The organism is Mesorhizobium sp. CNPSo 4670 (assembly GCF_057784235.1).
Window position 1 is genome coordinate 245,576 of record NZ_JBWJFQ010000002.1, and the last position, 23,661, is coordinate 269,236.

Sequence of the window (23,661 nt, forward strand, 5' to 3'; positions counted from 1 at the left end):
TCCGTCAGTTCGTGACACCTTCTCCCCGTGAACGGGGAGAAGGGAACAAAACTACTTCTTGTTCTTCGCCAGCCAGTCCTGCTGTTCCTTGGTCAGGAAGGCAGCCCATTGGTCGGCGACGTCCTTGGCCGTCTTCTGGCCAAGCAGCACTTCCTGGAAATTCTTGATCGCCACCTGGTCGACGAAATTGCCGAGGTTCTCCAGATGCGTCGGTGGCGTCACCATTTCATACTTGGACGTGTCGCTCAGCTCCGTGAACCAGCCCTTGAACTGTTCGGTCTTGAAATGGGGATCCTGGTCGGCGCCGTTGTGGATCGGGACGACGCCGACCTCCTTGGCCCATTCCAGATTGTCCTTGGGGGACAAAAGCGTCGCCATCAGCTTCCAGGCGTCGTCCTTGTGCTGCGAGTTGGCGAACATCGCCCAGCCGGCATAGCCGAGCGTCGGATAGGACTTGCCGCTCGGTCCGACCGGCAATGGCGCCACGGCGAAGTCGTCGGCGCTCATCTTGTCGGCGATGCCGAGCAGTGCGTCCGGATCCTGGTTAAGCATGGCGCAGGTACCGGAATAGAAGCCGGTGACCGTCTCGTTGAAGCCCCAGCTCACCGCATCCTTCGGCGCCAGCCCGTTCTTGTACATGTCGGCCAGCATCTGCAGACCCTTGACCGAACCTTCGTCGTTGATGGTCGAGGTGCCATCCTCGTTGAAGTAGCCACCCTTGCCGGCGGCGATATTCATGAACATGTGCATGCCGTTGAAGGCGCCCGGACCGCCGCGCAGGCAGTAGCCGTATTTGCCCGGAAGGGCCGAGATCTTCTTGGAGTCGGCGACGAAATCGTCGAGTGTCGCCGGCGGGCCGTCAAGGCCGGCTTCCTTGAACAGCTTCTTGTTCCAGAACAGCGCGTTTACATAATAGCCGTACGGGATCATGAACTGCGTGTTGTTGACGGTCGAGCCAAACTGCTTGGCGCGCTCGCCGAGCGTCTTGGCGTCGTCCCACTTGGCCATGTAGGGGCCGAGGTCCTCGAGCTGGGCATTGTTGGCATAGAGGCCCATCCAGCGTTCCGGCATCTCGACCACGTCAGGCGTGTCACCGGCCTGCACCATGGTCAGGAATTTTTCGAAAGCCTGGCCCCAGGGCAGCGAGATCAGCTCGACCTTGACGCCGGGATTGGCGGTTTCGAATTCGGCGATCTGTTTCTTCAGGAATTCGGTGCGCGGCGGGCTGGTGATGACTTCGACCATCTTGAGGGTCGAATCGGCCACAGCGCTTCCGGCGGAAATCGCCAGCCCCGCAACGGTGGCAAGCATGACGGTTAGTTTTTTCATGTTCAAGACTCCCATTTTGAACCCGCTTGTTATTTTCTGGCTTTTTCGAAGGCCTGGGCGACGTCCGCCCACAGGTCTTCGACACTTTCCAATCCGACATTGAAGCGGATGGTTCGGGGGCTGACGCCGAAGCGCGCCATCGAATTCAGGCCCGGCGTCTGCTCGAGCGACGCCTTGGCAGGCACGACCAGGCTCTCATGCCCGCCCCAGCTGACGCCGATGCGGAAATAGTTGAGCGCGTCGACGAAGACGGGGATGTCGATATCGTCCGTCACCTCGAAGGAGAACAGCCCGGCATAGCCGGCCAGCGTCGCCTTGCCCGGATGGTTCGAATAGGCTGGATGGTTGACGCGCTCGACATTGGCATGCGCCTTCAGCCGCTCGGCGAGCGTCAGGCCGCTCTTCATGTGGTGCGGCAGCCGGAGCGGCAGGGTGCGCAAGCCGCGCAGCAGCAGCCAGGCCTCGAACGGCGACATCTTCCCGCCGAGATAGGAATAGGTCTGCTCGTTGATATGCTTGATATGGGCGGCGGATCCCGCCACGACGCCGGCGACGGTGTCGCTGTGGCCACCGAGATATTTCGACGCCGAGTGCAGCACCAGGTCGACGCCGTGCGTGATCGGCTTCTGGAACACCGGCGTCGCCCAGGAATTATCGATGCTGGTGACGATGCCCTGCTCCTTGGCCATCCGCGTCAGATGCGCGATGTCCTGCAGCTCGAACATCATCGAGGTCGGGCTTTCAAGGTAGAGCAGCTTGGCACCGGGAAGTGCCGCGGCGACCGCGTCCGGGTCGGAGCCATCGACGTAGTCGACCTTGATGTTGAGCCGCGGCAAGAGCCGCTCGAACAGCCGGTAGGCATCGCCGTAGCAATTGCGCACCGCCACAATGCGCTCGCCGGCACCGACAAAGGCAAGCACGGTGGCGCTGATCGCGGCCATGCCGCTGGAAAAGCCGCGCGCGGCCTCAGCGCCCTCGAGCGCGGCCACACGCGCCTCGAACTCCATCACCGTCGGATTGTCGCCGCGCGAATAGATCGGCTGCTTTCGTTTGCCAGCGAAGGTGTCGGCCATCTCGGCATAGTTGGCGAAGGTGAACAGCGAGGTCTGGTAGATCGGCGGCACCACCGCGCCGCCCGGGAATGGCTCGTCATGCGCCAGCAGTGTTGCCGCCTCAGCGAGATAATCGTGGTCGAAACCGGATGGGTGCTCGGTCATGTCTGGCTCGAAAGTTTGAGTTTGGCCGCGCCGCGCTTCAGATCGTCCTCGACGGTGGCGATCAGCTTGAGCGCCTCGGCGCGGGCGCCCTGCGCGTCGCGCGCGGCGATGCATTCGTAAATGGTGCGGTGATAGGGAAAGCTGGCGTGGCCGAAGTCGCGCACGCCGAGCGGATGCTCCCAGAAACGGTGGAACAGCTCATGCATTGCGGCGATGATCTGCTCGAACAGCGGATTGCCCGAGACCCGGTAGATCGCCTGATGGAACTCCCAGTCCTCTTCCGACGACATGCCGTCGCGCGTGCGAAACGCCTGCTCCATGATGTCGAGCTTGCGCGCGATCTCGGCAATGTCGGTCTGGCTTGCACGCTCGGCACAGAGTGCGGCGGCCTCGGCCTCCAGCGCGCGGCGGATTTCCAGCGTCTGCATCAGGCTGGTGAAATCATTGCCGCCCGCCAGCGTCAGCGGCATATGCAGCATGTCGGGTGAGACGGCCGCCTTGAGATAGGTGCCGCTGCCTTGCCGGCGCTCGACCAGACCGAGCCCTTCCCAGCGCGTCAGAGCCTCACGCACCGTGTTGCGGCTGACCTTCAGCCGTTCGGCCAGAATACGCTCTGTCGGAAGTCGCTCGCCGGGCTGCAAGGCTTCGGCGCGAACAAACCCGACCAACGCCTTCAGCACGGCGTCATCGCGCGCCGTCGTCTGAATGGGTGGCAGGCTGTTCTGGTCCACGCTCTCTCCAAGTGGTCCAATGGTCCAACCAATTTCTGCATGGAAAAAAGCTCCTGTCAATCGGTTGTCAGCAGACCGCGCCGCCACAAGCGGCGACGAGATGCATTTCAGGAGGTTACGTGCGTCGACTTCGTTTTGGCTGCGGCGCCACGGCAGGCGGGCCGAACCATGCGGTCAGCGCCTCGGCAAGTCCAAGAGGGGTTCCATCCCCTACCCAGGCCACATAGCCGTCGGGCCGGATCAACACGGCGGTCGGTGGGGCGACGGGACCAAGGACCGGAAGCTCCCATGGCCCGGAATATGTGGCGTCGATCTGCTGGACCCGATCAGCCCACGGTGTGATGTCGAAGCCGCCTGGCTGACCAAAGTTGAGCATGACCGGCCGGGCTTGGTGCAGCAGGGCAAAGACCGGCAGCGGGCCGCTGGCAGTCAGCAGGTCGAGGTCGGGCATCCGCCGGCCAAGCAGAGGATGCCCCTCGCCGAGATTGTAGTGAACACCCAGACCGGACATCTCGCCGGCCATCCGTCTGCGCGGTTCGTCCATCCCGAGCAGTTCGGCAACGATGTCGCCCATCGCCTTGCCGCGGTCGTCCATACGCCGAAGCGCAACCTGCGCCATCGTGTTCTGCAAGACACGGGCGGCGACCGGGTGGCGCTCGGCATGGTAGGTATCGAGGAGGCTCTCCGATGAGATCCGCTTAACCACCTGCGCCAACTTCCAGCCGAGGTTCACCGCATCCTGCACACCGATGTTGAGGCCCTGCCCGCCCATCGGGGGATGGATGTGCGCGGCATCGCCCGCTAGCAGGACGCGTCCGTCGCGGTAGGTCGCGGCTTGCCGCGTCATGTCGGTAAAGCGCGAGAGCCAAGTCGGACTGTGGACACCAAAGTCGGTCCCATAGATGGCAACCAGCGCCTTGCTGAGATCGCGAAGCGTGGACTCTCCGCCGGTCTTCAGTCGCGGTTCTGTCAGCACGACGCCGACTGTCCCACCCTCCCCGGTCTTGCCCAAAGCGTGGATACCGGAGTCGGTGTTCCGAAAGCCCAATGACGGCTCCTCAGACATCTCGACCTCGGCGATCATCCAGCTCATCGTCGGATCCCATCCTGCGAATTCGATGCCGGCTGCTTTTCGGATGATGCTTCGCCCCCCGTCACAGCCCACCAGATAATGTGTCTTCGTACGTTGGCCATTGGCCAACTCGATGATGACCCCGCTGTCGTCTTGCGCGAACGCCACAACCTCCTGCCCGCGGTAGATCGGCACTTTCAACTCGTCGACCCAGCCGGCCAATATCCGTTCAATGTGGTTTTGACGCAGCCCGAGCAGGCAGTTGTGCCGCGTTGGAAAGTCGCTGATATCCAGCCGGATCATGTGGAAGCCGACGGCCTGAAAGCGTTGTCCTTGCGACAAGAACCGGTCGGCGATCCCACGCTGATCCAGGACCTCGATCGTGCGTGCATGCAGGCCGCCCGCACGCAAGCCAACAAGCTCCTGGTTGGAACGCCGCTCGACAATGGCAACGTCGACATTCGCCAGGGCGAGTTCTGCTGCCAGCATCAACCCTGTCGGGCCGCCTCCGGCAATCACCACCGCATGATCGGTCATTACAGGCATTACGGTCACTCCCGTTTCTTGCCGTTGTTCAGGCCGACGGTTTTACGGGAGGAGCCCGGTCTTGCCGCAATCCCCTTGTGCGCCATATGTATGAAGTGGAGAGAGTACTCTTCCCTTCAGGTCTCCAGCCACGAACAAAACTGCTCGCGCAGTGACAAGGGCGCGTCACTTGGCTCGCTGTTGATCGAAGAGAATCGGACCCGGATTTTTCACACGAAAAAAGCAGAGTCGTCCGTGCCTTGGCACGGAGCTCTGTTGTTTTGTCTGGAGAGGGGGCCGGTCGGCGTTTGGCAGCGGTACGAGGAGGCCACTATGTGCCAGCGCCGGCCGGCCGACCCCACGGACCCAGGAGATGCGGCGGACCTGAGCATCATGGGGTATTTCTAGGGATCGAGCCGGCTGTCTATCCTCGTGCCGGCTTCGTCTTGGCCTGCACACTTGCGCAAGAGCTTATGAAAATCAACCATTTCTTAACCAAGGCTCGCGAATCGCTTGGATTAAGGTAAACGGGTAACCCTATCGGGTTGACTGGATAATCGGGCCTTTGCGGTTTACGCCGCCTTGGCGACAACGCGGTTGCGGCCGCCGCTCTTGGCTTCGTAGAGCGCGAGGTCGGCACGTTTCATCAGCGCCGCCACCGTGTCCACCCCCTTCAGCACAGACGACACGCCGACACTGACGGTGACTTCGGTCGTCTTGCCGTCCGGGCCGATGGCAAAAGGCGCCTGGGCAATTTCGGCGCGAATGCGTTCGGCCACCTTTTCGGCAACCGTTCCATCTGTGTCCGGCATGACCACGACGAACTCCTCGCCGCCAAAGCGGCAGGCAAGGTCGATACCCCTGACATTCTTGCGCAACCGTCGCGCAAATTCCCGCAACACCTCATCGCCGCCGTCATGGCCGTGCGCATCGTTGATCGACTTGAAACGGTCGAGGTCGGTGATCATCACCGACAGCGGCCGCCGCCGCGCCACCGCGCGATCGAACAGCGTCTGCAGATGGCTGTCGAGATAACGGCGATTGTGCAGCCCGGTCAGCCCGTCGGTCACCGCCATTTCGATGGTTTGGGTGACGCTGGCGCGCAGCTGGTCGTTATAGCGCTTGCGGCGCACCTGGGTGCGCAACCGTGCCGTCAGTTCCTGCTGGTCGATCGGCCGCATCAGATAGTCGTTGATGCCGAGCTCAAGGCCACGAATGATGCGCTCCTCCTCGCCCGCCTCCGCCAGCAGGATGATCGGGACGAAACGGGTGCGGTCGAGCGAGCGCAACTGCGAACAGAGCCGGAGCGGATCAAAATCGGCAAAGGCCGTCGAGATCATTACGCATTCGTAGGACGTCTCGGCGGCCTGGAAGAAGCCGGCATGCGGATCGCTGGTGACGTCGAGGTCGGCGCGGTCGCGCAGCATCTTCTGGATGCGCTCGACCGAGGATGTGCGCTCGTCGATCAAAAGCACTTTCGGCGTCGTGTCCTCGGAGGCGAAATTGCGGCTCAGAAGCTCCTCGATGCCAATGTTGCGCGTCGTCGAGGCGCGCAGCCGCAACTCGTCGGTCAGCGACTTCAGCCGGACCAGGCTCTTGACGCGCGTCATCAGTTGCAGGTCGTTGACCGGCTTGGTCAGGAAATCGTCGGCGCCGGCTTCGAGCCCGCGCACGCGGTCGGAAACCTGGTCGAGCGCGGTGATCATCACCACGGGAATGTGCGATGTCGCCGGGTCGCTCTTCAGCCGCCGGCAGACTTCGAACCCGTCCATGTCGGGCATCATCACGTCGAGCAGCACGACATCGACCTTGCCGTTCTCGCAGGTCTCGATGGCGTCCGGCCCGTTGGTGGCGGTCAACACCTCGAAATACTCGGCCAGCAGCCGGACCTCCAGCAGCCGCACATTGGCAGGGATGTCGTCGACGACGAGGATCCGTGCAGTCATGTCACAAGGCTCCGGCTTGGCTGGAAGGGCGCATCATGCATCGCCCAGATAGGATTTGATGGTTTCGATGAAACGCGGCACCGAGATCGGCTTGGAGATATAGGCTTCGCAGCCACCCTGGCGGATGCGTTCCTCGTCGCCTTTCATTGCGAAGGCGGTCACCGCGATGACCGGGATGACGTGCAGCTCGTCATCCTCCTTCAGCCATTTGGTCACCTCCAGCCCCGACACTTCAGGCAACTGGATATCCATCAGGATGAGATCCGGCCGGTGCTTGCGCGCCAGATCGAGCGCTTCCAGGCCGTTGCGGGTGCGCACGGTCTCGTAACCGCTTGCTTCGATGAGGTCCCGAAAGAGCTTCATATTGAGCTCATTGTCCTCGACGATCATGACCTTCTTCGGCATCGATATCCCGTCCCGGCCGTCCTTCCGCTCGAAGGCGGCCGTCATGCGTCCATCTCAAGACGCACCAAACCCTGCGTCACTCTACGGCAATATCATTGACGAAACGGAAATCCGTGGCGCAAAAAGCTGTCTGGATTCCACCTCGGGCGCCGCTCTAATGGCTTGCCGCAAGCATCTCTTGCCATTACTGCGGGAGAGACTCATTCCACACACCGAAGGTAGTGATGGCAAACGCAGCGTCAATGCGCGAGGAAGCGGAATCGATTGCGGTGAAGGCCCTGGGCTTCGTCGCCTCCGATCCGGAGCTGTTGCCGCGCTTTCTGGCAATCACCGGCATCGAGGCGCATTCGATCCGCAAGGCTGCCGGCGAACCAGGATTCCTGGCTGGCGTCCTGCAGTTCATTCTCGCCCACGAGCCGACGCTGATGCGCTTTGCCGAGGAAACCGGCACGCCGCCGGCAGCTGTCGGCAAGGCCTTGCGGGCGCTGCCGCTGGGCGACGACAACCATGAGCATTCCATATGAGCGATGATCCCGAGACAGCGCGCCAGATCGAGGAACTGGCGGCGGACAGCCGCCCGCTGCTGGTGCTCGATGTCGACGACGTGGTGCTCGAATTCATCCGCCCTTTCCCCCATTTCCTCAAGGCGCGTGGTTTCGGCCTGACGCTGGCCTCGTTCCGGCTGACCGGAAACATCGCCGAAACGGCAAGCGGCCGCCTGATCGAACAGCCAGAAGTCACAGCACTTCTGGGCGATTTCTTTGACGCTCAAGCCGACTGGCAGAGCATCACCGACGGTGCCGCGGATGCCCTGACGGGATTGGGCGATCGCGCCGAGATCATTCTGCTGACGGCCATGCCGCACAAGCACCGTGCCGTGCGTCGCGCCCATCTCGATGCACTCGGGCTGAGCTACCCGCTCCTGACCACTGAAATGGCCAAGGGACCGGCAGTGGCCAGGCTTCGCGGCAAGACCGGCCGGCCGGTGGTTTTCGTCGACGATCAGCCGCACAATCTGGCGTCGGTGCGGGCATCCGTCGACGATGCCGGCCTGTTCCATCTGATGGCCGACAATTCGCTGCGCGCATTCCTGCCGCCGGTGCCCGACGACATCATAGTCGTCCAGGACTGGCACGAAGCCGCGCCGAAGATTGCGAACGCGCTGGGGCTCTAACGCAATTCCAGGAAAAAGTTTGAAACGGTTTTCCGCCCGGAATTGCGCCAAACAGAGAGATAGAGGCCAGCCTCAGGGATTCAGCTTCGCTCCCGCCCCGCCGCTGTCGTCGCCGCTGTCATCGACACTATCATCCGCGGCCGGATCGGCCGGCTTGACCATGACGCCGTTGACCATGACTGAACCGTCGGCCTTGGCGTTGACGACCCATTCGATGCGTCCATCGGGCAGCGTCTTGCCAAAACCCTTCACCATGAGAGCTGCGGGTACGTACTGCGCCACCTCCGGCTCCGACTTTGCCGCCGTCTGCAGGCCCTCGACGAGCTTGTCGAAGCCGGTGACGTCGACCGTCACGCTTGCCTCCGGCTTCTCGTTGGGGAAGGTCATTTCGCCTTCCAGGGCGATCTCGGTATCCTTGTTCTTCACGGTGCTGCGGCCGATGAAGACCTTCGGCGTCTTGGCCATGAAGTCGGCTTTGAGCTGGTCGCCGAAATCAGCCGACAGCGGCGGATTCTGATTGAGATCAAAGGCTTCGATCGCCTTCTTCGCCATGCTGTCGAGATCGATATTGGCGCCGCCGAAGTTCAGGTCGACATCGGTGGGCAACAGCGCAACGCTCCAGCTCGGCAGAAGCTGTTGCGGCACGGTCAGCCCCGACGCCTTGATGGCATAGCTGATCTTGCCATTCTGGGCGACGCCGTCGGACGCGAACGCAGTGCTGAGCTGCATGGCGCCGAAATTGCCGACCGGGCTTTCCACCATGAAATCCTTGAAGCCGTAGGTTCCCTCGACATGCTCCCAAACCGGCAGGGCAGCGAGCAGAAGCGATTTGAGTTGCGCCTGGTTTGCCTTCAGCGTCGCCTCGTCTTCATTGGCCACGGCAAATGCCAGGAGATCGAGCAGCGGCTTTGTCCGCACCCCCTTGCCGCTGGCCTCTACCGACAGCTCCGGCGATTTGACGTTGACCGGGAATTTCAGCCCGCTTTCAGGATCGTCGAAATTGATCGTTTCGACGAAATCAGACACCTTTTGCGAAGTTGTGAAATCGACGCCGCCGGTCGCGGACTTGGTCGCGGTGATCGTTGCAGTGCCGGCGCCGGTGCTCGCTTCCATATGCTGTTTGGCATCCTTCGATGCCATCGTCATGCCGGCCATCGAGCTGCTGCCGCTGGTGAAGGCCGCCAGATTGGGATCGTAGACCCCGGAACCCTTGCCGTCCTTGATCGAAAACTGCGTGCTTTGCAGACCCTCGGGCCCGTTGAACTCGAAGGAAGCGCTCTGCGAAAAATCCATCGAGACATCCCAGGATCCGTCGCTGCGCGGCTTGACCATCAGGGCATAGGGCGCAACGTCGACTTTCAGCAGCTTTTGATCTGGCAGTGATCCGGCAAGCGCCTTAAAATCAAACAGGATCTTGTAGGCATCGCCCTCCAGCGACACCTTCAGAATGCCTTTGTCGAGCGCCTGTTTGCCGACATAACGGGCCAGGTCTTCAGACAGTTGCTTCGCACCCTGGCTGTCGACGGTCTGGCCGAAAGCAGGCGCGCTCAACGCAAGAAGGAAAACGAATGGCAGGGCACGGTTCACGCGAATTCTCCGTTTGACCTAATGTTGCCCAAAAGCGCGCAGCGGTTTGGGACAACGACATGCATAAAACAAAAGCCCAAAGCGCGTCGACTGAATCCGTTTCCGTGCAACGCGTTTTGGGAGGAACGCCTCGTCGTCTGGTATGAAATTGCCGCCACAACCGCAAGGTGAGATCAACAATACCGCCAAGGCGCAAAAGCTGATTATAGCACAAGCCGCATCAACGGCCGGCCTGCCTTGCGCTCGACAAGCCGCTCGAAACCAGCCTTCTCGAAGACCCGCGACGAGCCAACGAACAGGCCGATCGAACGCGAATCCCGGGACAGGTCTATCGGGCAGGCCTCGACCAGCCGGGCGCCATTCCTGCGGGCGAAATCGATACCGCCCTCGACTAGGCGATGCGTGATACCCCTGCCGCGCGCCTTGGTGCGGATGAAGAAGCAAGAGATCGCCCACACGGCCGGATCCATGGCGTCGGCGGCATCGACTGGTGCCGACCCCCTGCCCTGATTGTTCCATTCGGGCACGTCGGCGCGCGGCCCGATCTGCATCCAGCCGACCGCCTTGCCGTCTTCGAATGCCAGCAGGCCTGGCGGCGGACCAGCTTCGATGCGCGCCTTGATGTGGTCCTTGTTGCGTTCGCGGCTGCTCTCACGCCGTATCGCCGGCGCCAGCCGGAAATGCGTGCACCAGCAGCCGTAGCAGGCGCCCTGCTTGCCGAAGAGGTCCTCGAAATCCGCCCAGAGTTCGGGCGCCAGCGGCGCTATGGTCGTGCTCATGCGTTCTCCCCAGGCCAGCCTTGTCGCAGGCCTTGCACTGTCGTACCATTGCTTCTGTTCTCTTTATGTTCGCAGCGATGGCGGCCCCTGTCAACAATCCCGATCACGGTTTTTGCCGCGACTGCCTGACGTTTCAGCGCAGCCAGACGCGTCGCTGCGAGCGCTGCGGCAGCCCCCGGCTGGCCCGCCATCCCGAGCTTTACCGGCTGCATCTGGCCCATATCGATTGCGACGCCTTCTATGCTGCGATCGAAAAGCGCGACAATCCGGCGCTCAAGGACAAGCCGCTGATCATCGGCGGCGGCAAACGTGGCGTTGTCTCCACCGCTTGCTACATCGCCCGCATCCAGGGCGTGCGCTCGGCAATGCCGATGTTCAAGGCGCTCGAAGCCTGTCCCGAGGCCGTCGTCATCAGCCCCAACATGGAAAAATACGTGCGCGTTGGCCGCGAGGTGCGCGCCATGATGCAGGCGCTGACGCCGCTGGTCGAGCCGCTCTCGATCGACGAGGCATTTCTCGACCTCGCCGGCACCGAACGGCTGCACGGCCTGCCGCCGGCAGTGGTGCTGGCGCGCTTCGCGCTTGCGGTCGAGAAGGAGATCGGCATCACCGTTTCAGCCGGCCTGTCCTACTGCAAGTTCCTCGCCAAGATAGCGTCGGATTTCCGCAAGCCGCGCGGCTTCTCGGTCATCGGCGAGGCTGAGGCGGTCGGCTTCCTTGCAGCCCAGCCGGTAACGATGATCTGGGGTGTCGGCAAGGCGTTCAACGCCACGCTGGAGCGCGACGGCATCCGCACCATCGGCCAGTTGCAGCAGATGGATCGTGGCGACCTGATGCGCCGCTACGGCACGATGGGCGACCGGCTCTACCGCCTTTCGCGCGGCGAGGACGTCCGCCGCGTCGATCCGGACCAGGACGCAAAGAGCGTATCAGCCGAAACCACCTTCGACATCGACATCGCTTCGCTCGATGAGCTGGTCGCGGTGCTGAGGGGGCTTTCGGAAAAGGTCTCGGCGCGGCTGAAGAAATCCGGCATCGCCGGGCGCACCGTGGTGCTGAAGCTGAAGACCCAGGATTTCAAGCTGCGCACGCGCAACCGCCAGCTCGGCGACCCGACCCGGCTCGCCGATCGCATCTTCCAGACCGGAGTGGAGCTCCTGCGCAAGGAAACCGACGGCACGAAATATCGGCTACTCGGCATCGGCGTCAGCGACCTCTCGGACGACGACAAGGCCGACCCGCCCGACCTTGTCGACGTCCAGTCACGCAAACGCGCCATGGCTGAAAGCGCCATCGATGCCTTGCGCGACAAGTTCGGCCGCAGGGCGGTGGAAACCGGCTATACTTTCGGCAAGGGCCGCGACGCCCACCCGCCGGAGCCGCTCGAGGACTGACCTTGCTTGTTGGGTTTGTTGAGATTCACGTCAGGCCGAGCCGAGAATGTTGGCTTCCGAGAACCGGAGCGGAGCGTACCTCAGGCGCATCACCTGAATATCGGCCCATCCGTCAGGTGCGCTGCAGATCGATCCTGCTCGTCACCACGCTCTTGCCGGTTTTCGGGTCGGTGTCGGTGACAGTCAGCTGGATGCCGTTCTCGCCCTTCTTCTCGACCGTCATCCGCGCCTTTCGATCCCCATTGACCTCCTTGGCCCAGCCAATGCCGAGATTGATCGCGTTGCCGGAGCGGCTGCCACTCAGCTGTGCCGGCCCCGTGCGAGACCCGACATAGACGCCGTTGTACTTCGCACCTATGACCTTCAAGTTGGCGCTGATGGCCCGCGTTACCAAGACGAGACCGCGGCAATTGCCATCCAGCGAGAGTGAGGTTGAGGTCGCATTCGACTTGAAGCTGCAGGATACATTAACGTTCGGCACATCGGTGGTTACCTGGACAGTGCCCTTGCCAGCGAAATTGCCATTGAACGACTGGAGAAACTTGGCTTCGTCGGCATGTGCCGTGCCAGCCGCGGCCAACAGACAGCCAGCAAGCCCGAATTGCGCGAATGATCTCATCGAAGCTCTCCTTGTCGATTTGGAAAAGGCAGGACCGCCTGCAAGGCAGGGCAAGGCAGAATCTCGAGACTCAACGCCTGTTGCCGTATCAGGTTCCGCCCGCAGCATGACTGTTTTGCAACATCCAGGCATCACCACTGGCCCAGAAGAATGCAGCCTCTAGCGATTGCGGCAAGGGCTCCGGCCTGCGAGATAGCGGGCATGGTCCCCACCCCCTCCATCCCCAAGGCCGCATTCTGGATGGCGCTGTCGATCGCCTCGTTCCTGGCGATGTCTGTCGCCGGACGCGCAACGACAGCCGAGCTCAATGTCTTCCAGGTGTTGGAACTGCGCTCGGTGATCGGCTTTTTCATCCTTCTGCCGCTGGTGATGATGAGAGGCGGCTTTGCAGCCATGCGCACGCAGCGCCCCGTCGCCCATATCGCCCGCAACGTCATCCACTATACCGGTCAGGCGGCCTGGCTCTACGCGCTGACGCTGATCCCGCTGGCGGTGTTGATCTCGATCGAATTCACCACACCGATCTGGACGGCTATCCTGGCGGTGACTTTTCTTGGCGAAAGGCTCTCCCGGCCCAGGCTTGCGGCGATTGTGCTGGGGCTGATCGGCGTGGTGATTATCGTGCGCCCCGGCGTCGGCGCGGTCGATCCCGGACATCTCGTCGTGCTCGGTGCCGCCGTCTGTTTCGGGGTATCGCTGGTGTTGGTCAAGTCGTTGACGCGCACGGACAGCGTCGTGCGCATCATCTTCTGGATGCTGATCATTCAGTCGGCACTCGGCCTCGTCCCGGCGCTCTATGAGTGGCGCAACCCGCCGCTGGAGCTGTGGCCCTGGATCCTGCTGATCGCCTTCACTGGCATGTCGTCGCATTTCTGCATGGCCCGGGCGCTTGCCTATGCCGACGCTACCGTGATTTCGCCGATGGATTTCCTGCGCGTGCCGCTGTCGGCTCTGATCGGCTGGCTGCTCTATCAGGAGCAGATCGACGCCTTCACCGCCGGTGGCGCACTGCTGATCCTGATGGGCAATCTGCTCAATCTGCAGCGAAAAGCGCCACAACCGGCGAAGATCGCCGCGTCCCAGACCCTGATCCAGTCCGGGGGAGATTGAGTCTACGACAATTTCGTGCCCTGATCCGACGTTGCCGCCTTGCAGCTGGGGCGGCGGGATGAGACGCTCCTGGAAAAAGAGAGCAAGCGTGAGATGGTGCAACGATGCCTCTTGTGATCGTCGCTGTTTTACTGATGTCGACGCTGGTAGCTACCGGCAAAGCGGAAGCCGAAGCGGGAACGCACCTTCTCGAGTCGGATGGCGCTATGGCTTCCTCCTATGGCCCGACGGTCGTTGCAGACTATTCCGCGTCCATGGCACATTATCGAACAAGCCTGCGCGCGCATTCCGGAACCGGTAGCCTTGTCGGCGATTTCATTTCCTCGCTGCGCGTCCCCTGGACTTGGCGTTCCGACGACGGAAGCACCGTTCGGCGCCTGGGCAACAGCCTGTTCTTGCTCACCGAGGGCGATTGCCTGAGCCGAATGTGCCGCGAGATCCCTTGCAAACAGACGGAGTGGCCCGTGTTCGACTGCCGCGATGGTCACAAGCGCAAGATGGCGGCTCCCGGCCTGACCGGCATCAGCTTCGGCGGCGTCAACTACAGCCAGATAGGTGGCCCGCAGTTTTGAGCGGATAACCTGTGTACTCCGGCGGGATGGGTCTCAAGCCGGTCAATTGCCGTCGTCGGGTATGTTGAGGAGGTGGCCGCAGGCCTTGCAGTGGACGGCGTCGGGCTCGTGCCGCTGCAGCCCGCACTGCGGACAGAGAAAGAAGACCTTGCTGGGACGGAACAGCGCCTGCGCCAACCTCACGAACAGCGAAATGCCGATGATCATAGTGGCGATCGCGGTCAGCTTGCCGGCCATGCCCGGCAGGACGATGTCGCCGAAGCCTGTCGTCGTCACTGTGGCGACAGTAAAATAAAGGGCATCGATATAGTTTTCGAGCCCCGTCCCGGTGCGGAAGAAGAAGGTGTAGACGAAGCCGGTGATGACGAACAGGAAGGCCAAGAGATTGATGACCGCCTGGCTCGCCTCCCGCCAAGGCCGCAGTCCGCGCATTTCGAAATGCCGCCACAGCGACCCGCTGCGCGACAGTGACCACAGCCGCAGGATACGCAGGAAGCCGAGATTGGCGAGCGCCGTCGGCATCAGCAGCGTCAGGAGGATGAAGGCATCGACCCACGATGTCGGCTGCTTCATCAGCCGCAACATGTCGTTCGACGCCAGCAGGCGGGCGGCCATGTCTGCAGCAACCAGCGCGGCCACCGCATAGTCGAGCCAGAGGAATGACGGCTTGTCCTGAAGAACCGGCGTCGCGATGAAGAAAGCAATGATGGCGAGGTCGATGACGACAGCCACCAGCTGGAAGCGGAAAGCCGCCGGGGTGCGTCCGTGATAAAGCTTGCGCAGCCTGTCGCGAAGCTGCGCGATTGTTGAGCTGTCTTCCGCCGCTTTCATGACGATCGCGGCGGCGTTCGCGACACTTGCCGCCAGCCCGCAAGAGCGGGCGTCACACCAGTTCCACTTCGACCACGCCGGGCACGGCGCGCATCGCCGAGGCGATCTGCGGCGAGATCCGGTAGCGATTGGGCAGCTCGATCTCGATTTCCCCCTCGCCATCTTCCTTGATCAGCACGAAGCTGACCTGGCCTTCGCCCCTCACTGAAAGCTGGCCGGCCAGCGTGCCGATCGGGGCCGCATTGCGTACGAAAATGCGCAACGCCTTCTGGATGCGGCTTGCCTCGTCTTCCAGCGACTGCACCGAGTTGATGCGCAAATTGACGCCTTCCGGCCTGTCCTCGGCCGCAACCGTGATGACGACGGAACGGCCGGGCTCGAGCAGGTCGCGATACTGCGCCAGTCCTTCGGAAAACAGCACGGCCTCATACTGGCCGGACGTATCGGAAAAGGCGACGACGCCCATCTTGTTGCCGGTGCGCGTCTTGCGCTCCTGCTTGGAGGTGACCGTGCCGGCCAGCCGTCCGGCGGCGGCCCCGCGCTTGACGGCGGCCGAAAACTCGGCCCAGTTTTGCACCCGCATCTTCTGCAAGGCCGCCTTGTACTCGTCGAGCGGATGGGCAGAGAGATAGAAGCCGACCACCTGGAATTCTCGGTGCAGCCGGTCGGCGGCAAGCCATGGGTCGGTCGCCGGCAGATTGAGCGCCTGCGACTGGGCGCCGAGCGAGGCGCCGAAGATATCGTGCTGACCGGAGACCGCGTTCTGCTGTGCCAGCGATGCCAGCCCCATCATGCGCTCGACGCCCGCCATCATCGCAGCGCGGTCGTGGCCGAAGCAATCGAGCGCGCCGGCCATGATGAGGCTTTCGAAGACGCGCTTGCCGACAATCTTTGGATCGACCCTTTCGCAGAAATCGGCGAGGTTCTTGAATGGCTTTTCGCCGCGCTGGGCAACGATATGCTCGACCGCCGCGTCGCCGACACCTTTCAGCGCGGCCAGCGAATAATAGATACGGTTCTCGCCAACCTCGAAAGCGCGGAAGCTTGATATCACCGACGGAGCCAATACCTCGATGCCAAGGCGCAGCGCGTCCTGGCGGAAATCGGCGAGCTTGTCGGTGTTGCCCATATCGAGCGTCATCGATGCCGCGAGGAACTCGACCGGATAGTGCGCCTTGAGATAGGCGGTCTGGTACGAGACCACCGCGTAGGCGGCGGCATGCGACTTGTTGAAACCATAGTCGGCGAACTTGGCAAGCAGATCGAAAATGAAGTCGGCCTGCGGTTTGCCAACGCCGCGTTCGACCGCGCCCGAGACGAAGCGCTCGCGCTGCTTGTCCATCTCGGCGCGGATCTTCTTGCCCATGGCGCGGCGCAGCAGGTCGGCTTCGCCAAGCGAATAGCCGGCTAGCTCCTGCGCGATCTGCATCACCTGTTCCTGGTAGACGATGACGCCTTGCGTCTCCTTCACCAGATGGTCGATCTTGGGGTGGATCGACGCCATCTCCTCCTCGCCATGCTTTCTGGCGTTGTAGGTCGGTATGTTCTCCATCGGTCCCGGCCGGTACAGCGCGACCAGGGCGATGATGTCCTCGATGCAGTCCGGCCGCATGCCGATCAGCGCCTTGCGCATGCCGGCACTTTCCACCTGGAACACGCCGACCACCTCGCCGCGTGACAGCATGGCGTAGGTCTCGGGATCGTCGAGCGGGATCGTCGCCAGGTCGATCTCGATGCCGCGCCGGCGGATCAGCTTGACCGCCGTTTCGAGCACCGTCAGCGTCTTCAGGCCGAGGAAGTCGAACTTCACCAGCCCGGCCTGCTCGACATATTTCATGTTGAACTGGGTGACCGGCATGTCCGAGCGCGGATCGCGGTACATCGGCACCAGTTCCGACAGCGGGCGGTCGCCGATGACGATGCCGGCGGCGTGCGTCGAGGCGTGGCGGTAGAGGCCCTCCAGCTTCTGCGCCATGTCGAGCAGCGTCTGGACGATCGGCTCCCGCTCGGCCTCTTCGGCAAAGCGCGGCTCGTTGGCAATGGCGTCGGCGAGCTTGACCGGGTTGGCCGGGTTCTGCGGCACCATCTTGGACAGCTTGTCGACCTGGCCGTAGGGCATCTGCAGCACACGGCCGACGTCGCGCAGCACAGCGCGCGCCTGCAGCGTACCAAAGGTGATGATCTGGCCGACCTGGTCGCGACCGTATTTCTGCTGGACATAGCGGATCACCTCCTCGCGGCGATCCTGGCAAAAGTCGATGTCGAAGTCGGGCATCGATACGCGGTCGGGGTTGAGGAAGCGCTCGAACAGCAGGGAGAAGCGCAGGGGATCGATGTCGGTGATGGTCGTCGAATAGGCGACAAGGGAGCCTGCGCCCGACCCGCGGCCCGGCCCGACAGGAATGCCTTGCGCCTTTGCCCATTTGATGAAGTCGGCGACGATCAGGAAGTAGCCGGGGAACTTCATCTTGGTGATGATGCCAAGCTCGAAATTCAACCGCTCGCGATATTGCTCGACCGTGTAGCCTGGTGTCGGCCCGTGTGCAGCCAGCCGCGCGTCGAGCCCGTCATGCGCCTGGCGGGCCAGTTCGTCGGCTTCCGCCTGCACGGCGGCGTCATTGTCGGCGACATCGCCGCCCGTGAAGCGCGGCAGGATCGGATTGCGGTTCTTCGGATAGTAGGAACAGCGCAGCGCAATCTCGACCGTGTTGTCGATCGCCTCCGGCAGGTCGGCGAACAGCCTGGCCATGTCGGCCTGGCTGCGCAGGAAATTGTCCGGCGACAGCCGCCGGCGATTGTCGGCGGCGACGACCGAGCCCTCGGCGATGGCGATCAGCGCGTCATGCGCGTCATAGTCGTCGCGCGCCGAGAAGAAGGCCTCGTTGGTGGCGACCAGCGGCAATTCATGGGCATAGGCGAGATCGATCGAGGATTTCTCGATCATGCGATCATAACCGGAAACCCGGTCGAGTTCGACATAGAGCCGGTCGCCGAACATCGTCTTCAGGGTCAAAAGCCGTGCCTCTGCAAGATCGCGGCGGTCTTCCTTGAGCGCAATCCCGATCGGTCCGCGCGGCCCGCCGCTGAGGCAGATCAGCCCGTCACAATAGCCCTCCATCATTTCGGTGGTCAGGTGCACCGCCTCGCCCGGCGGCGTTTCGAGATAGACGCGGCTGACCAGCCTGACCAGATTGGCGTAGCCGGCCTCGGTCGCGGCGATCAGGACGACCGGCCGCATATCCGGACCTTGCCGCCTGCGGTCGCGCTGGCCATCGCTGTTCTCGCCGGAAAAGGCGACCGCGATCTGGCAGCCGATGATCGGCTGGATCCCGTCCTTCACCGCCTTCTGCGCGAATTCGAGCGCGCCGAACAGATTGTTGGTGTCGGTGACGGCAATCGCCGGGGCTTCGTCCTTGACCGCATGGGCCACCACCTTGCCGATCTGCAAGGCGCCTTCCAGCAGCGAATAGGCCGAATGCACGCGCAGATGGACGAACGGCCGCGCCGGCGCCTCCGGCCGCGCAGCCGCTATCGCGGCTTCGCGCATCAGGGGATCGCGGGGAAGTCTGTCATCTGCCATGGTTTTTCGCGCTGCCCGAAGGACTTGAGTCGATGGAGATGTATTGTCCGGGACCGGGCGATACCAGTCCAGTACAAACCGCCGCTGACCACAGGCTTGCAGCGGCCAGCCCACCTAAGGTCTGCTGAGATTCAGGTCAGGCCGAGCCGAAAATGGTGGAATTCCGAGAACCGGAGCGGAGCTTACGTTTGGGTACGTGAGCACCGGAAGCGCAGGTATCAGCCATTTGCAGGCCGGCCTCACCTGAATATCAACAGACCTCAGGCGAATTCCATGATCACCGCATCGACCGCCAGGCTGTCGCCTGGCTTGGCGTTGAGTTTCGCCACGACAAGATCGCGTTCGGCGCGCAGCACGTTTTCCATCTTCATCGCCTCGACGACGGCCAGTGTCTCGCCGGCCTTGACCTCCTGCCCTTCGGCAACGGCAATCGACACGACAAGGCCGGGCATCGGGCAAAGCAGCAGTTTCGACGTATCCGGCGCCACCTTCTCCGGCATCAGCCTTTCCAGTTCGGCGATGCGTGGCAACATGGTCCGCGCGGTCACCGACATGCCTTTCCAGGCGATGCGCAAGCCATTGGCAACCGACCTGATCTGAGCGACGATCTTGTGCGTGCCGACCGTGCCGCGCCAGATCAGGTCGCCCGGACGCCAGTCTGAGGCGACGGTGAGCGCCTTGCCGCCCTCGATCGACAGATCGATTTCCATCGGAATGGAGATCATGCCTTCGAGGATGGACGCCGACAGATAGTCCTCACCGATCTTCACCACCCAGTCGCGCTTCAGCGCCCCCGAATGCGGCGCCAGTCGCCCGCCGAGCCGGTCGAGCCGGTCGCGGCGCAGCAGTTCCACCGCGGTCGCAATCGACGCCAGCACGGCTTTCTCATCGTTGTTCGGCACGATTGGCGCAAAGCCGTCGGGATATTCCTCCGCGATGAAACCGGTCGATATCAGCCCTTCCCGCCAGCGCGGATGCTGCATCAGGGCAGCCAGGAACGGGATGTTGTGCTCGATGCCGTCGACGACAAAGCTGTCGAGCGCTTCCGACATGGCATCGATGGCCTGGATGCGCGTCGGTGCCCAGGTGCACAGCTTGGCGAGCATCGGATCGTAGAACATCGAGATTTCGGAGCCTTCGGTGACGCCGGTGTCGTTGCGGATGACGATATCGCCGAATTGCCCTTCCTCCGGCGGCCGGTAGCGCGTCAGCCGGCCGATCGAGGGCAGGAAATTGCGGTACGGGTCCTCGGCATAGAGCCGGCTTTCCACCGCCCAGCCGTTCAGCTTCACATCGCTCTGCGTCAAGGCGAGCTTCTCACCGGCGGCGACGCGGATCATCTGCTCGACCAGATCGATGCCGGTGACGAGCTCCGTCACCGGATGCTCGACCTGCAATCGTGTATTCATTTCAAGGAAATAGAAGTTCTTGTCCTTGTCGACGATGAACTCCACCGTGCCGGCGCTCTGATAGTCGACGGCCCTCGCCAGCGCCACCGACTGCTCGCCCATGGCCTTGCGTGTCTTGGCATCGAGGAACGGCGATGGCGCCTCTTCGGCGACCTTCTGGTTGCGGCGCTGGATCGAGCATTCGCGCTCGCCGAGATAGAGCGCGTTGCCATACGCGTCGGCCAGCACCTGGATTTCGATATGCCGCGGATCGACGACGAATTTCTCGATGAAGACGCGGTCGTCGCCGAACGAGCTCTTGGCTTCCGATCGCGCCCGGTCGAAGCCGTCGCGCACTTCCGCCTGGCTCCAGGCGATGCGCATGCCCTTGCCGCCGCCGCCGGCCGAGGCCTTTATCATCACGGGATAGCCAATCTCGCCGGCGATCTTTTCGGCATGGTCGGCATTCTCGATGACGCCGAGCCAGCCGGGCACGGTGGAAACCTTGGCGGCGTTGGCGAATCTCTTCGATTCGATCTTGTCGCCCATCGCCCTGATCGCCTTGGGCTTCGGGCCGATGAAGATGATACCTTCCGCTTCCAGCGCCTCGCAGAAGGCCGCCCGCTCGGACAGGAAGCCGTAACCGGGGTGCACGGCCTGCGCTCCCGTCTCCTTGCAGGCGGCGATGATCTTCTCCGGTATGAGATAACTCTGCGCGGCGGGCGAAGGCCCGATATGCACCGCCTCGTCGGCCATCTCCACATGCACGGCCTCACGATCGGCATCGGAGTAGACCGCGACGGTGGCGATGCCCATCTTGCGCGCCGTCCTGATCACACGGCAGGCAATCTCGCCGCGATTGGCGATGAGGATCTTGGTGAACATGCGAAATATCCCTCGGGTCGGCCGTTCCTTTTATGGCCTGTGTCGGCGTGGTCAAGCCGGCCGGGTCAATCGCGGTCTTTCAATCGATTTGGGATAAAATTCTCCGCACTGGCCCAAGCCTGGAACCAGCTTCCAGTTGATCGCATCATTAAAACCTGAAAGCTTGGGTCAAAATCGCCTATGGAGGAATTGCCTGATGAAAACGCGCGCCGCTGTCGCTGTCGCCGCCGGAAAGCCGCTGGAGATCATGGAGGTCGACCTCGACGGTCCGCGTGATGGCGAAGTGCTGGTCGAGATCAAGGCGACCGGCATCTGCCACACCGACGAATTCACACTATCCGGCGCTGATCCCGAAGGCCTGTTTCCGGCCATCCTCGGCCATGAGGGCGCCGGGGTGGTGGTCGATGTCGGCAAGGGGGTCACCTCGGTCAAGAAGGGCGACCACGTCATCCCGCTCTACACGCCGGAATGCCGCCAGTGTCCGTCCTGCCTGTCCAGAAAAACCAACCTGTGCACGGCGATCCGCGCCACGCAGGGGCAAGGCCTGATGCCCGACGGTTCATCGCGCTTCTCGATCGGCAAGGACAAGATCTTCCATTACATGGGCTGCTCGACCTTCTCCAACTTCACCGTGCTGCCCGAGATCGCGGTCGCCAAGGTCAATCCCGACGCTCCCTTCGACAAGATCTGCTACATCGGCTGCGGCGTGACCACCGGCATCGGTGCTGTGATCAACACCGCCAAGGTCGAGCAAGGCGCGACTGCCGTGGTCTTCGGCCTTGGCGGCATCGGCCTCAACGTCATCCAGGGCCTCAAACTCGCCGGCGCCGACATGATCATCGGCGTTGATTTGAATAACGACAAGAAGGCCTGGGGCGAGAAATTCGGCATGACGCATTTCGTCAATCCGAAAGAGATCGACGGCGATGTGGTCCCGCATCTGGTCAACATGACCAAGCGCGGCGCTGACCAGATCGGCGGCGCCGACTACACATTCGACTGCACCGGCAACACCAAGGTGATGCGCCAGGCGCTGGAAGCCTCGCATCGCGGCTGGGGCAAGTCGGTCGTCATCGGCGTTGCCGGTGCCGGCCAGGAGATCTCCACGCGGCCGTTCCAACTGGTCACCGGGCGCACCTGGATGGGCACCGCCTTTGGCGGCGCGCGCGGCCGCACCGACGTGCCGAAGATCGTCGACTGGTACATGGACGGCAAGATCCAAATCGATCCGATGATCACCCACACGCTGAAGCTCGAGGACATCAACAAGGGGTTCGACCTCATGCATGAGGGCAAGTCGATCCGAAGCGTCGTCGTTTACTGAAGAAGACCACAAGCCGCCGACCAACCGGCCTGCGACCTTTGTGGCTCACAACTGGGAGGAGAAAAGAATGCCGGAAAAACTGCATCCGAAAATCGACAATGGCTTGCCCAAGGAGAGTGCAAGCTTTGCCGGCGGCACGCTGGTCTGCGCCTGCACCAGCAAGCCGGTCAAGGTGAAGGTCAAGGGCCAGATCGCCCACAACCATGCTTGTGGCTGCACCAAATGCTGGAAGCCGGAGGGCGCGCTGTTCTCGGTCGTTGCCGTGGCCGGCACCGCCGACGTCACCGTCACCGAGAACGGCGACAAGCTCAAAGTGGTCGACCCCAGTGCGCTGATCCAACGCCATGCCTGCACCGGCTGTGGCGTCCACATGCACGGGCCGGTCGAGCGCGACCACCCGTTCAAGGGCCTGTCCTTCATCCACCCCGAGCGCTTCGAGGAAGACGGCTGGTCGCCGCCTGGCTTCACTGCCTTCGTCTCGTCGATCATCGAATCCGGTGTCGACCCGAAGCGAATGGACGGCATCCGCGCGCAGCTGAGGTCAATCGGGCTGGAACCCTATGACTGCCTCAATCCCGGCCTGATGGATTATATGGCGACCTGGACCGCGAAGAAGTCCGGGGCCTTGCCGGCGTAACAACCGATCAGATTATCTCCATGGGGCCGGCCGAAATAGCCCGGCCCCATGCCTTTTGGAACAAGCAATGCCTGCACCCGCCATTCTCGTCGACGCCGATGCCTGCCCAGTCAAGGCCGAGGTGGAAAAGGTCGCCGAGCGCCATGGCGTCGTCGTCACCTACGTCTCCAATGGTGGCCTGCGGCCATCGCGCGATCCGATGATCCGCAACGTCGTGGTGTCCAAGGGCGCCGACGCCGCCGATGACTGGATCGTCGATAATGCGCGGACCAACGACATCGTGATCACATCAGACATTCCGCTCGCCGCCCGCGCGGTGGCGCTCGGCGCCCATGTGCTTGGGCCCACCGGGCGCTTGTTCACACCCGAAACGATCGGCATGGCGGTGGCAATGCGCGAACTCAAGCAGCATCTGCGCGAGACCGGCGAAAGCAAGGGCTACAATGCCAGCTTCGCGCCGCAGGACCGTTCGCGGTTTCTCGGCGAACTCGACCGCATCTTGCGGCGCGCGCTCAAATCCGCCACACCGGACTGATCCGGGCGCTTTTCGAAAGCT

Annotated in this window: 20 protein-coding genes; 8 read left to right on the plus strand and 12 right to left on the minus strand. The window is 62.6% G+C overall.

The window, feature by feature from the left end; genetic code table 11:
- Positions 1-51: 51 nt before the first annotated feature.
- The 6 genes from AC0ZT5_RS04590 to AC0ZT5_RS04615 all read right to left on the minus strand — a co-directional run bounded on the left by AC0ZT5_RS04590 (position 52) and on the right by AC0ZT5_RS04615 (position 7,225).
- Positions 52-1,329 (minus strand): ABC transporter substrate-binding protein, encoded by a 1,278-nt coding sequence (locus tag AC0ZT5_RS04590; RefSeq protein WP_488495453.1) that lies wholly within the window; start codon positions 1,327-1,329, stop codon positions 52-54.
- Positions 1,330-1,358: 29 nt separating this feature from the next.
- Entirely contained in the window at positions 1,359-2,546 is a 1,188-nt protein-coding gene (locus AC0ZT5_RS04595; protein WP_488495454.1) for a PLP-dependent transferase, read from the minus strand.
- Positions 2,543-3,277 carry a FadR/GntR family transcriptional regulator gene (locus tag AC0ZT5_RS04600; RefSeq protein ID WP_488495455.1) on the minus strand — a complete coding sequence of 245 codons (735 nt, stop codon included), beginning with the start codon at positions 3,275-3,277 and terminating at the stop codon, positions 2,543-2,545. The genes AC0ZT5_RS04595 and AC0ZT5_RS04600 overlap by 4 nt, the downstream gene beginning before the upstream one ends.
- 115 nt (positions 3,278-3,392) lie before the next feature.
- The gene (locus tag AC0ZT5_RS04605) at positions 3,393-4,886 is read right to left on the minus strand and encodes an FAD-dependent monooxygenase (protein ID WP_488495696.1); all 1,494 of its coding nucleotides are present in this window, start codon (positions 4,884-4,886) and stop codon (positions 3,393-3,395) included.
- Positions 4,887-5,446: 560 nt separating this feature from the next.
- Entirely contained in the window at positions 5,447-6,820 is a 1,374-nt protein-coding gene (locus AC0ZT5_RS04610) for a PleD family two-component system response regulator (protein ID WP_488495456.1), read from the minus strand.
- Positions 6,821-6,853: 33 nt separating this feature from the next.
- Entirely contained in the window at positions 6,854-7,225 is a 372-nt protein-coding gene (locus tag AC0ZT5_RS04615) for a response regulator (protein WP_095088146.1), read from the minus strand.
- A 224-nt stretch (positions 7,226-7,449) separates the two neighbouring features.
- On the opposite strand from AC0ZT5_RS04615, the gene AC0ZT5_RS04620 reads away from it, so the two are divergent.
- Both AC0ZT5_RS04620 and AC0ZT5_RS04625 read left to right on the plus strand, forming a co-directional pair.
- Positions 7,450-7,749: a DUF3572 domain-containing protein gene (locus AC0ZT5_RS04620; RefSeq protein ID WP_095087927.1), complete on the plus strand. Its 300-nt coding sequence runs from the start codon at positions 7,450-7,452 to the stop codon at positions 7,747-7,749.
- Positions 7,746-8,399, plus strand: a complete 654-nt coding sequence (locus AC0ZT5_RS04625) for a hypothetical protein (RefSeq protein ID WP_488495457.1) — start codon at positions 7,746-7,748, stop codon at positions 8,397-8,399. Before AC0ZT5_RS04620 ends, AC0ZT5_RS04625 begins: the two co-directional genes overlap by 4 nt.
- Before the next feature lie 72 nt (positions 8,400-8,471).
- Here AC0ZT5_RS04625 and AC0ZT5_RS04630 read toward each other — a convergent pair whose 3' ends face one another.
- Together AC0ZT5_RS04630 and AC0ZT5_RS04635 are read right to left on the minus strand one after the other, a co-directional pair.
- Entirely contained in the window at positions 8,472-9,986 is a 1,515-nt protein-coding gene (locus tag AC0ZT5_RS04630; RefSeq protein ID WP_488495458.1) for a hypothetical protein, read from the minus strand.
- Positions 9,987-10,189: 203 nt separating this feature from the next.
- Complete coding sequence (locus AC0ZT5_RS04635; protein WP_488495459.1) at positions 10,190-10,765, minus strand: GNAT family N-acetyltransferase; 576 nt, start codon at positions 10,763-10,765, stop codon at positions 10,190-10,192.
- A 65-nt stretch (positions 10,766-10,830) separates the two neighbouring features.
- Between AC0ZT5_RS04635 and AC0ZT5_RS04640 the strand changes: the two genes are divergently transcribed.
- Entirely contained in the window at positions 10,831-12,159 is a 1,329-nt protein-coding gene (locus AC0ZT5_RS04640; RefSeq protein WP_488495460.1) for a DNA polymerase IV, read from the plus strand.
- 112 nt (positions 12,160-12,271) lie between these two features.
- Here AC0ZT5_RS04640 and AC0ZT5_RS04645 read toward each other — a convergent pair whose 3' ends face one another.
- The gene (locus AC0ZT5_RS04645; protein ID WP_488495461.1) at positions 12,272-12,778 is read right to left on the minus strand and encodes a hypothetical protein; all 507 of its coding nucleotides are present in this window, start codon (positions 12,776-12,778) and stop codon (positions 12,272-12,274) included.
- A gap of 201 nt (positions 12,779-12,979) precedes the next feature.
- Here AC0ZT5_RS04645 and AC0ZT5_RS04650 point away from each other — a divergent pair, with 201 nt between their 5' ends.
- Positions 12,980-13,888, plus strand: coding sequence for a DMT family transporter (locus AC0ZT5_RS04650; RefSeq protein ID WP_488495462.1), 909 nt, complete (start codon positions 12,980-12,982; stop codon positions 13,886-13,888).
- A gap of 104 nt (positions 13,889-13,992) precedes the next feature.
- Positions 13,993-14,460, plus strand: a complete 468-nt coding sequence (locus tag AC0ZT5_RS04655; RefSeq protein ID WP_488495463.1) for a hypothetical protein — start codon at positions 13,993-13,995, stop codon at positions 14,458-14,460.
- Positions 14,461-14,502: 42 nt separating this feature from the next.
- On the opposite strand, the gene AC0ZT5_RS04660 is transcribed toward AC0ZT5_RS04655, so the two are convergent.
- The 3 genes from AC0ZT5_RS04660 to AC0ZT5_RS04670 all read right to left on the minus strand — a co-directional run bounded on the left by AC0ZT5_RS04660 (position 14,503) and on the right by AC0ZT5_RS04670 (position 21,144).
- Entirely contained in the window at positions 14,503-15,291 is a 789-nt protein-coding gene (locus AC0ZT5_RS04660) for a potassium channel family protein (RefSeq protein ID WP_488495464.1), read from the minus strand.
- 52 nt (positions 15,292-15,343) lie between these two features.
- Entirely contained in the window at positions 15,344-18,838 is a 3,495-nt protein-coding gene (dnaE, locus tag AC0ZT5_RS04665; RefSeq protein WP_488495697.1) for a DNA polymerase III subunit alpha, read from the minus strand.
- Positions 18,839-19,131: 293 nt separating this feature from the next.
- A complete protein-coding gene (locus AC0ZT5_RS04670) occupies positions 19,132-21,144 on the minus strand; it encodes an acetyl-CoA carboxylase biotin carboxylase subunit (RefSeq protein WP_488495465.1) in 2,013 nt (670 codons plus the stop codon).
- Positions 21,145-21,340: 196 nt separating this feature from the next.
- Here AC0ZT5_RS04670 and AC0ZT5_RS04675 point away from each other — a divergent pair, with 196 nt between their 5' ends.
- The 3 genes from AC0ZT5_RS04675 (at position 21,341) to AC0ZT5_RS04685 (ending at position 23,640) form a co-directional block, all read left to right on the plus strand.
- Positions 21,341-22,468 (plus strand): S-(hydroxymethyl)glutathione dehydrogenase/class III alcohol dehydrogenase, encoded by a 1,128-nt coding sequence (locus AC0ZT5_RS04675; RefSeq protein WP_478348413.1) that lies wholly within the window; start codon positions 21,341-21,343, stop codon positions 22,466-22,468.
- Between the two features lie 67 nt (positions 22,469-22,535).
- Complete coding sequence (gene gfa, locus AC0ZT5_RS04680) at positions 22,536-23,105, plus strand: S-(hydroxymethyl)glutathione synthase (RefSeq protein WP_488495466.1); 570 nt, start codon at positions 22,536-22,538, stop codon at positions 23,103-23,105.
- A 67-nt stretch (positions 23,106-23,172) separates the two neighbouring features.
- Complete coding sequence (locus AC0ZT5_RS04685) at positions 23,173-23,640, plus strand: YaiI/YqxD family protein (RefSeq protein WP_488495467.1); 468 nt, start codon at positions 23,173-23,175, stop codon at positions 23,638-23,640.
- Positions 23,641-23,661 lie beyond the last annotated feature (21 nt).

Excerpts from the sequence above, each read along its gene's own strand:
- AC0ZT5_RS04605 (WP_488495696.1), bottom strand. The coding sequence starts at position 4,886 with ATGACCGATCATGCGGTGGTGATTGCCGGAGGCGGCCCGACAGGGTTG.
- AC0ZT5_RS04650 (WP_488495462.1), top strand. The coding sequence starts at position 12,980 with ATGGTCCCCACCCCCTCCATCCCCAAGGCCGCATTCTGGATGGCGCTG.
- dnaE (WP_488495697.1), bottom strand. The coding sequence starts at position 18,838 with ATGCGCGAAGCCGCGATAGCGGCTGCGCGGCCGGAGGCGCCGGCGCGG.
- AC0ZT5_RS04590 (WP_488495453.1), bottom strand. The coding sequence starts at position 1,329 with ATGAAAAAACTAACCGTCATGCTTGCCACCGTTGCGGGGCTGGCGATT.
- AC0ZT5_RS04620 (WP_095087927.1), top strand. The coding sequence starts at position 7,450 with ATGGCAAACGCAGCGTCAATGCGCGAGGAAGCGGAATCGATTGCGGTG.
- AC0ZT5_RS04625 (WP_488495457.1), top strand. The coding sequence starts at position 7,746 with ATGAGCGATGATCCCGAGACAGCGCGCCAGATCGAGGAACTGGCGGCG.
- AC0ZT5_RS04660 (WP_488495464.1), bottom strand. The coding sequence starts at position 15,291 with ATGAAAGCGGCGGAAGACAGCTCAACAATCGCGCAGCTTCGCGACAGG.
- AC0ZT5_RS04685 (WP_488495467.1), top strand. The coding sequence starts at position 23,173 with ATGCCTGCACCCGCCATTCTCGTCGACGCCGATGCCTGCCCAGTCAAG.
- AC0ZT5_RS04670 (WP_488495465.1), bottom strand. The coding sequence starts at position 21,144 with ATGTTCACCAAGATCCTCATCGCCAATCGCGGCGAGATTGCCTGCCGT.
- AC0ZT5_RS04610 (WP_488495456.1), bottom strand. The coding sequence starts at position 6,820 with ATGACTGCACGGATCCTCGTCGTCGACGACATCCCTGCCAATGTGCGG.
- AC0ZT5_RS04640 (WP_488495460.1), top strand. The coding sequence starts at position 10,831 with ATGTTCGCAGCGATGGCGGCCCCTGTCAACAATCCCGATCACGGTTTT.
- AC0ZT5_RS04645 (WP_488495461.1), bottom strand. The coding sequence starts at position 12,778 with ATGAGATCATTCGCGCAATTCGGGCTTGCTGGCTGTCTGTTGGCCGCG.
- AC0ZT5_RS04675 (WP_478348413.1), top strand. The coding sequence starts at position 21,341 with ATGAAAACGCGCGCCGCTGTCGCTGTCGCCGCCGGAAAGCCGCTGGAG.
- AC0ZT5_RS04655 (WP_488495463.1), top strand. The coding sequence starts at position 13,993 with ATGCCTCTTGTGATCGTCGCTGTTTTACTGATGTCGACGCTGGTAGCT.
- gfa (WP_488495466.1), top strand. The coding sequence starts at position 22,536 with ATGCCGGAAAAACTGCATCCGAAAATCGACAATGGCTTGCCCAAGGAG.
- AC0ZT5_RS04595 (WP_488495454.1), bottom strand. The coding sequence starts at position 2,546 with ATGACCGAGCACCCATCCGGTTTCGACCACGATTATCTCGCTGAGGCG.
- AC0ZT5_RS04635 (WP_488495459.1), bottom strand. The coding sequence starts at position 10,765 with ATGAGCACGACCATAGCGCCGCTGGCGCCCGAACTCTGGGCGGATTTC.
- AC0ZT5_RS04615 (WP_095088146.1), bottom strand. The coding sequence starts at position 7,225 with ATGCCGAAGAAGGTCATGATCGTCGAGGACAATGAGCTCAATATGAAG.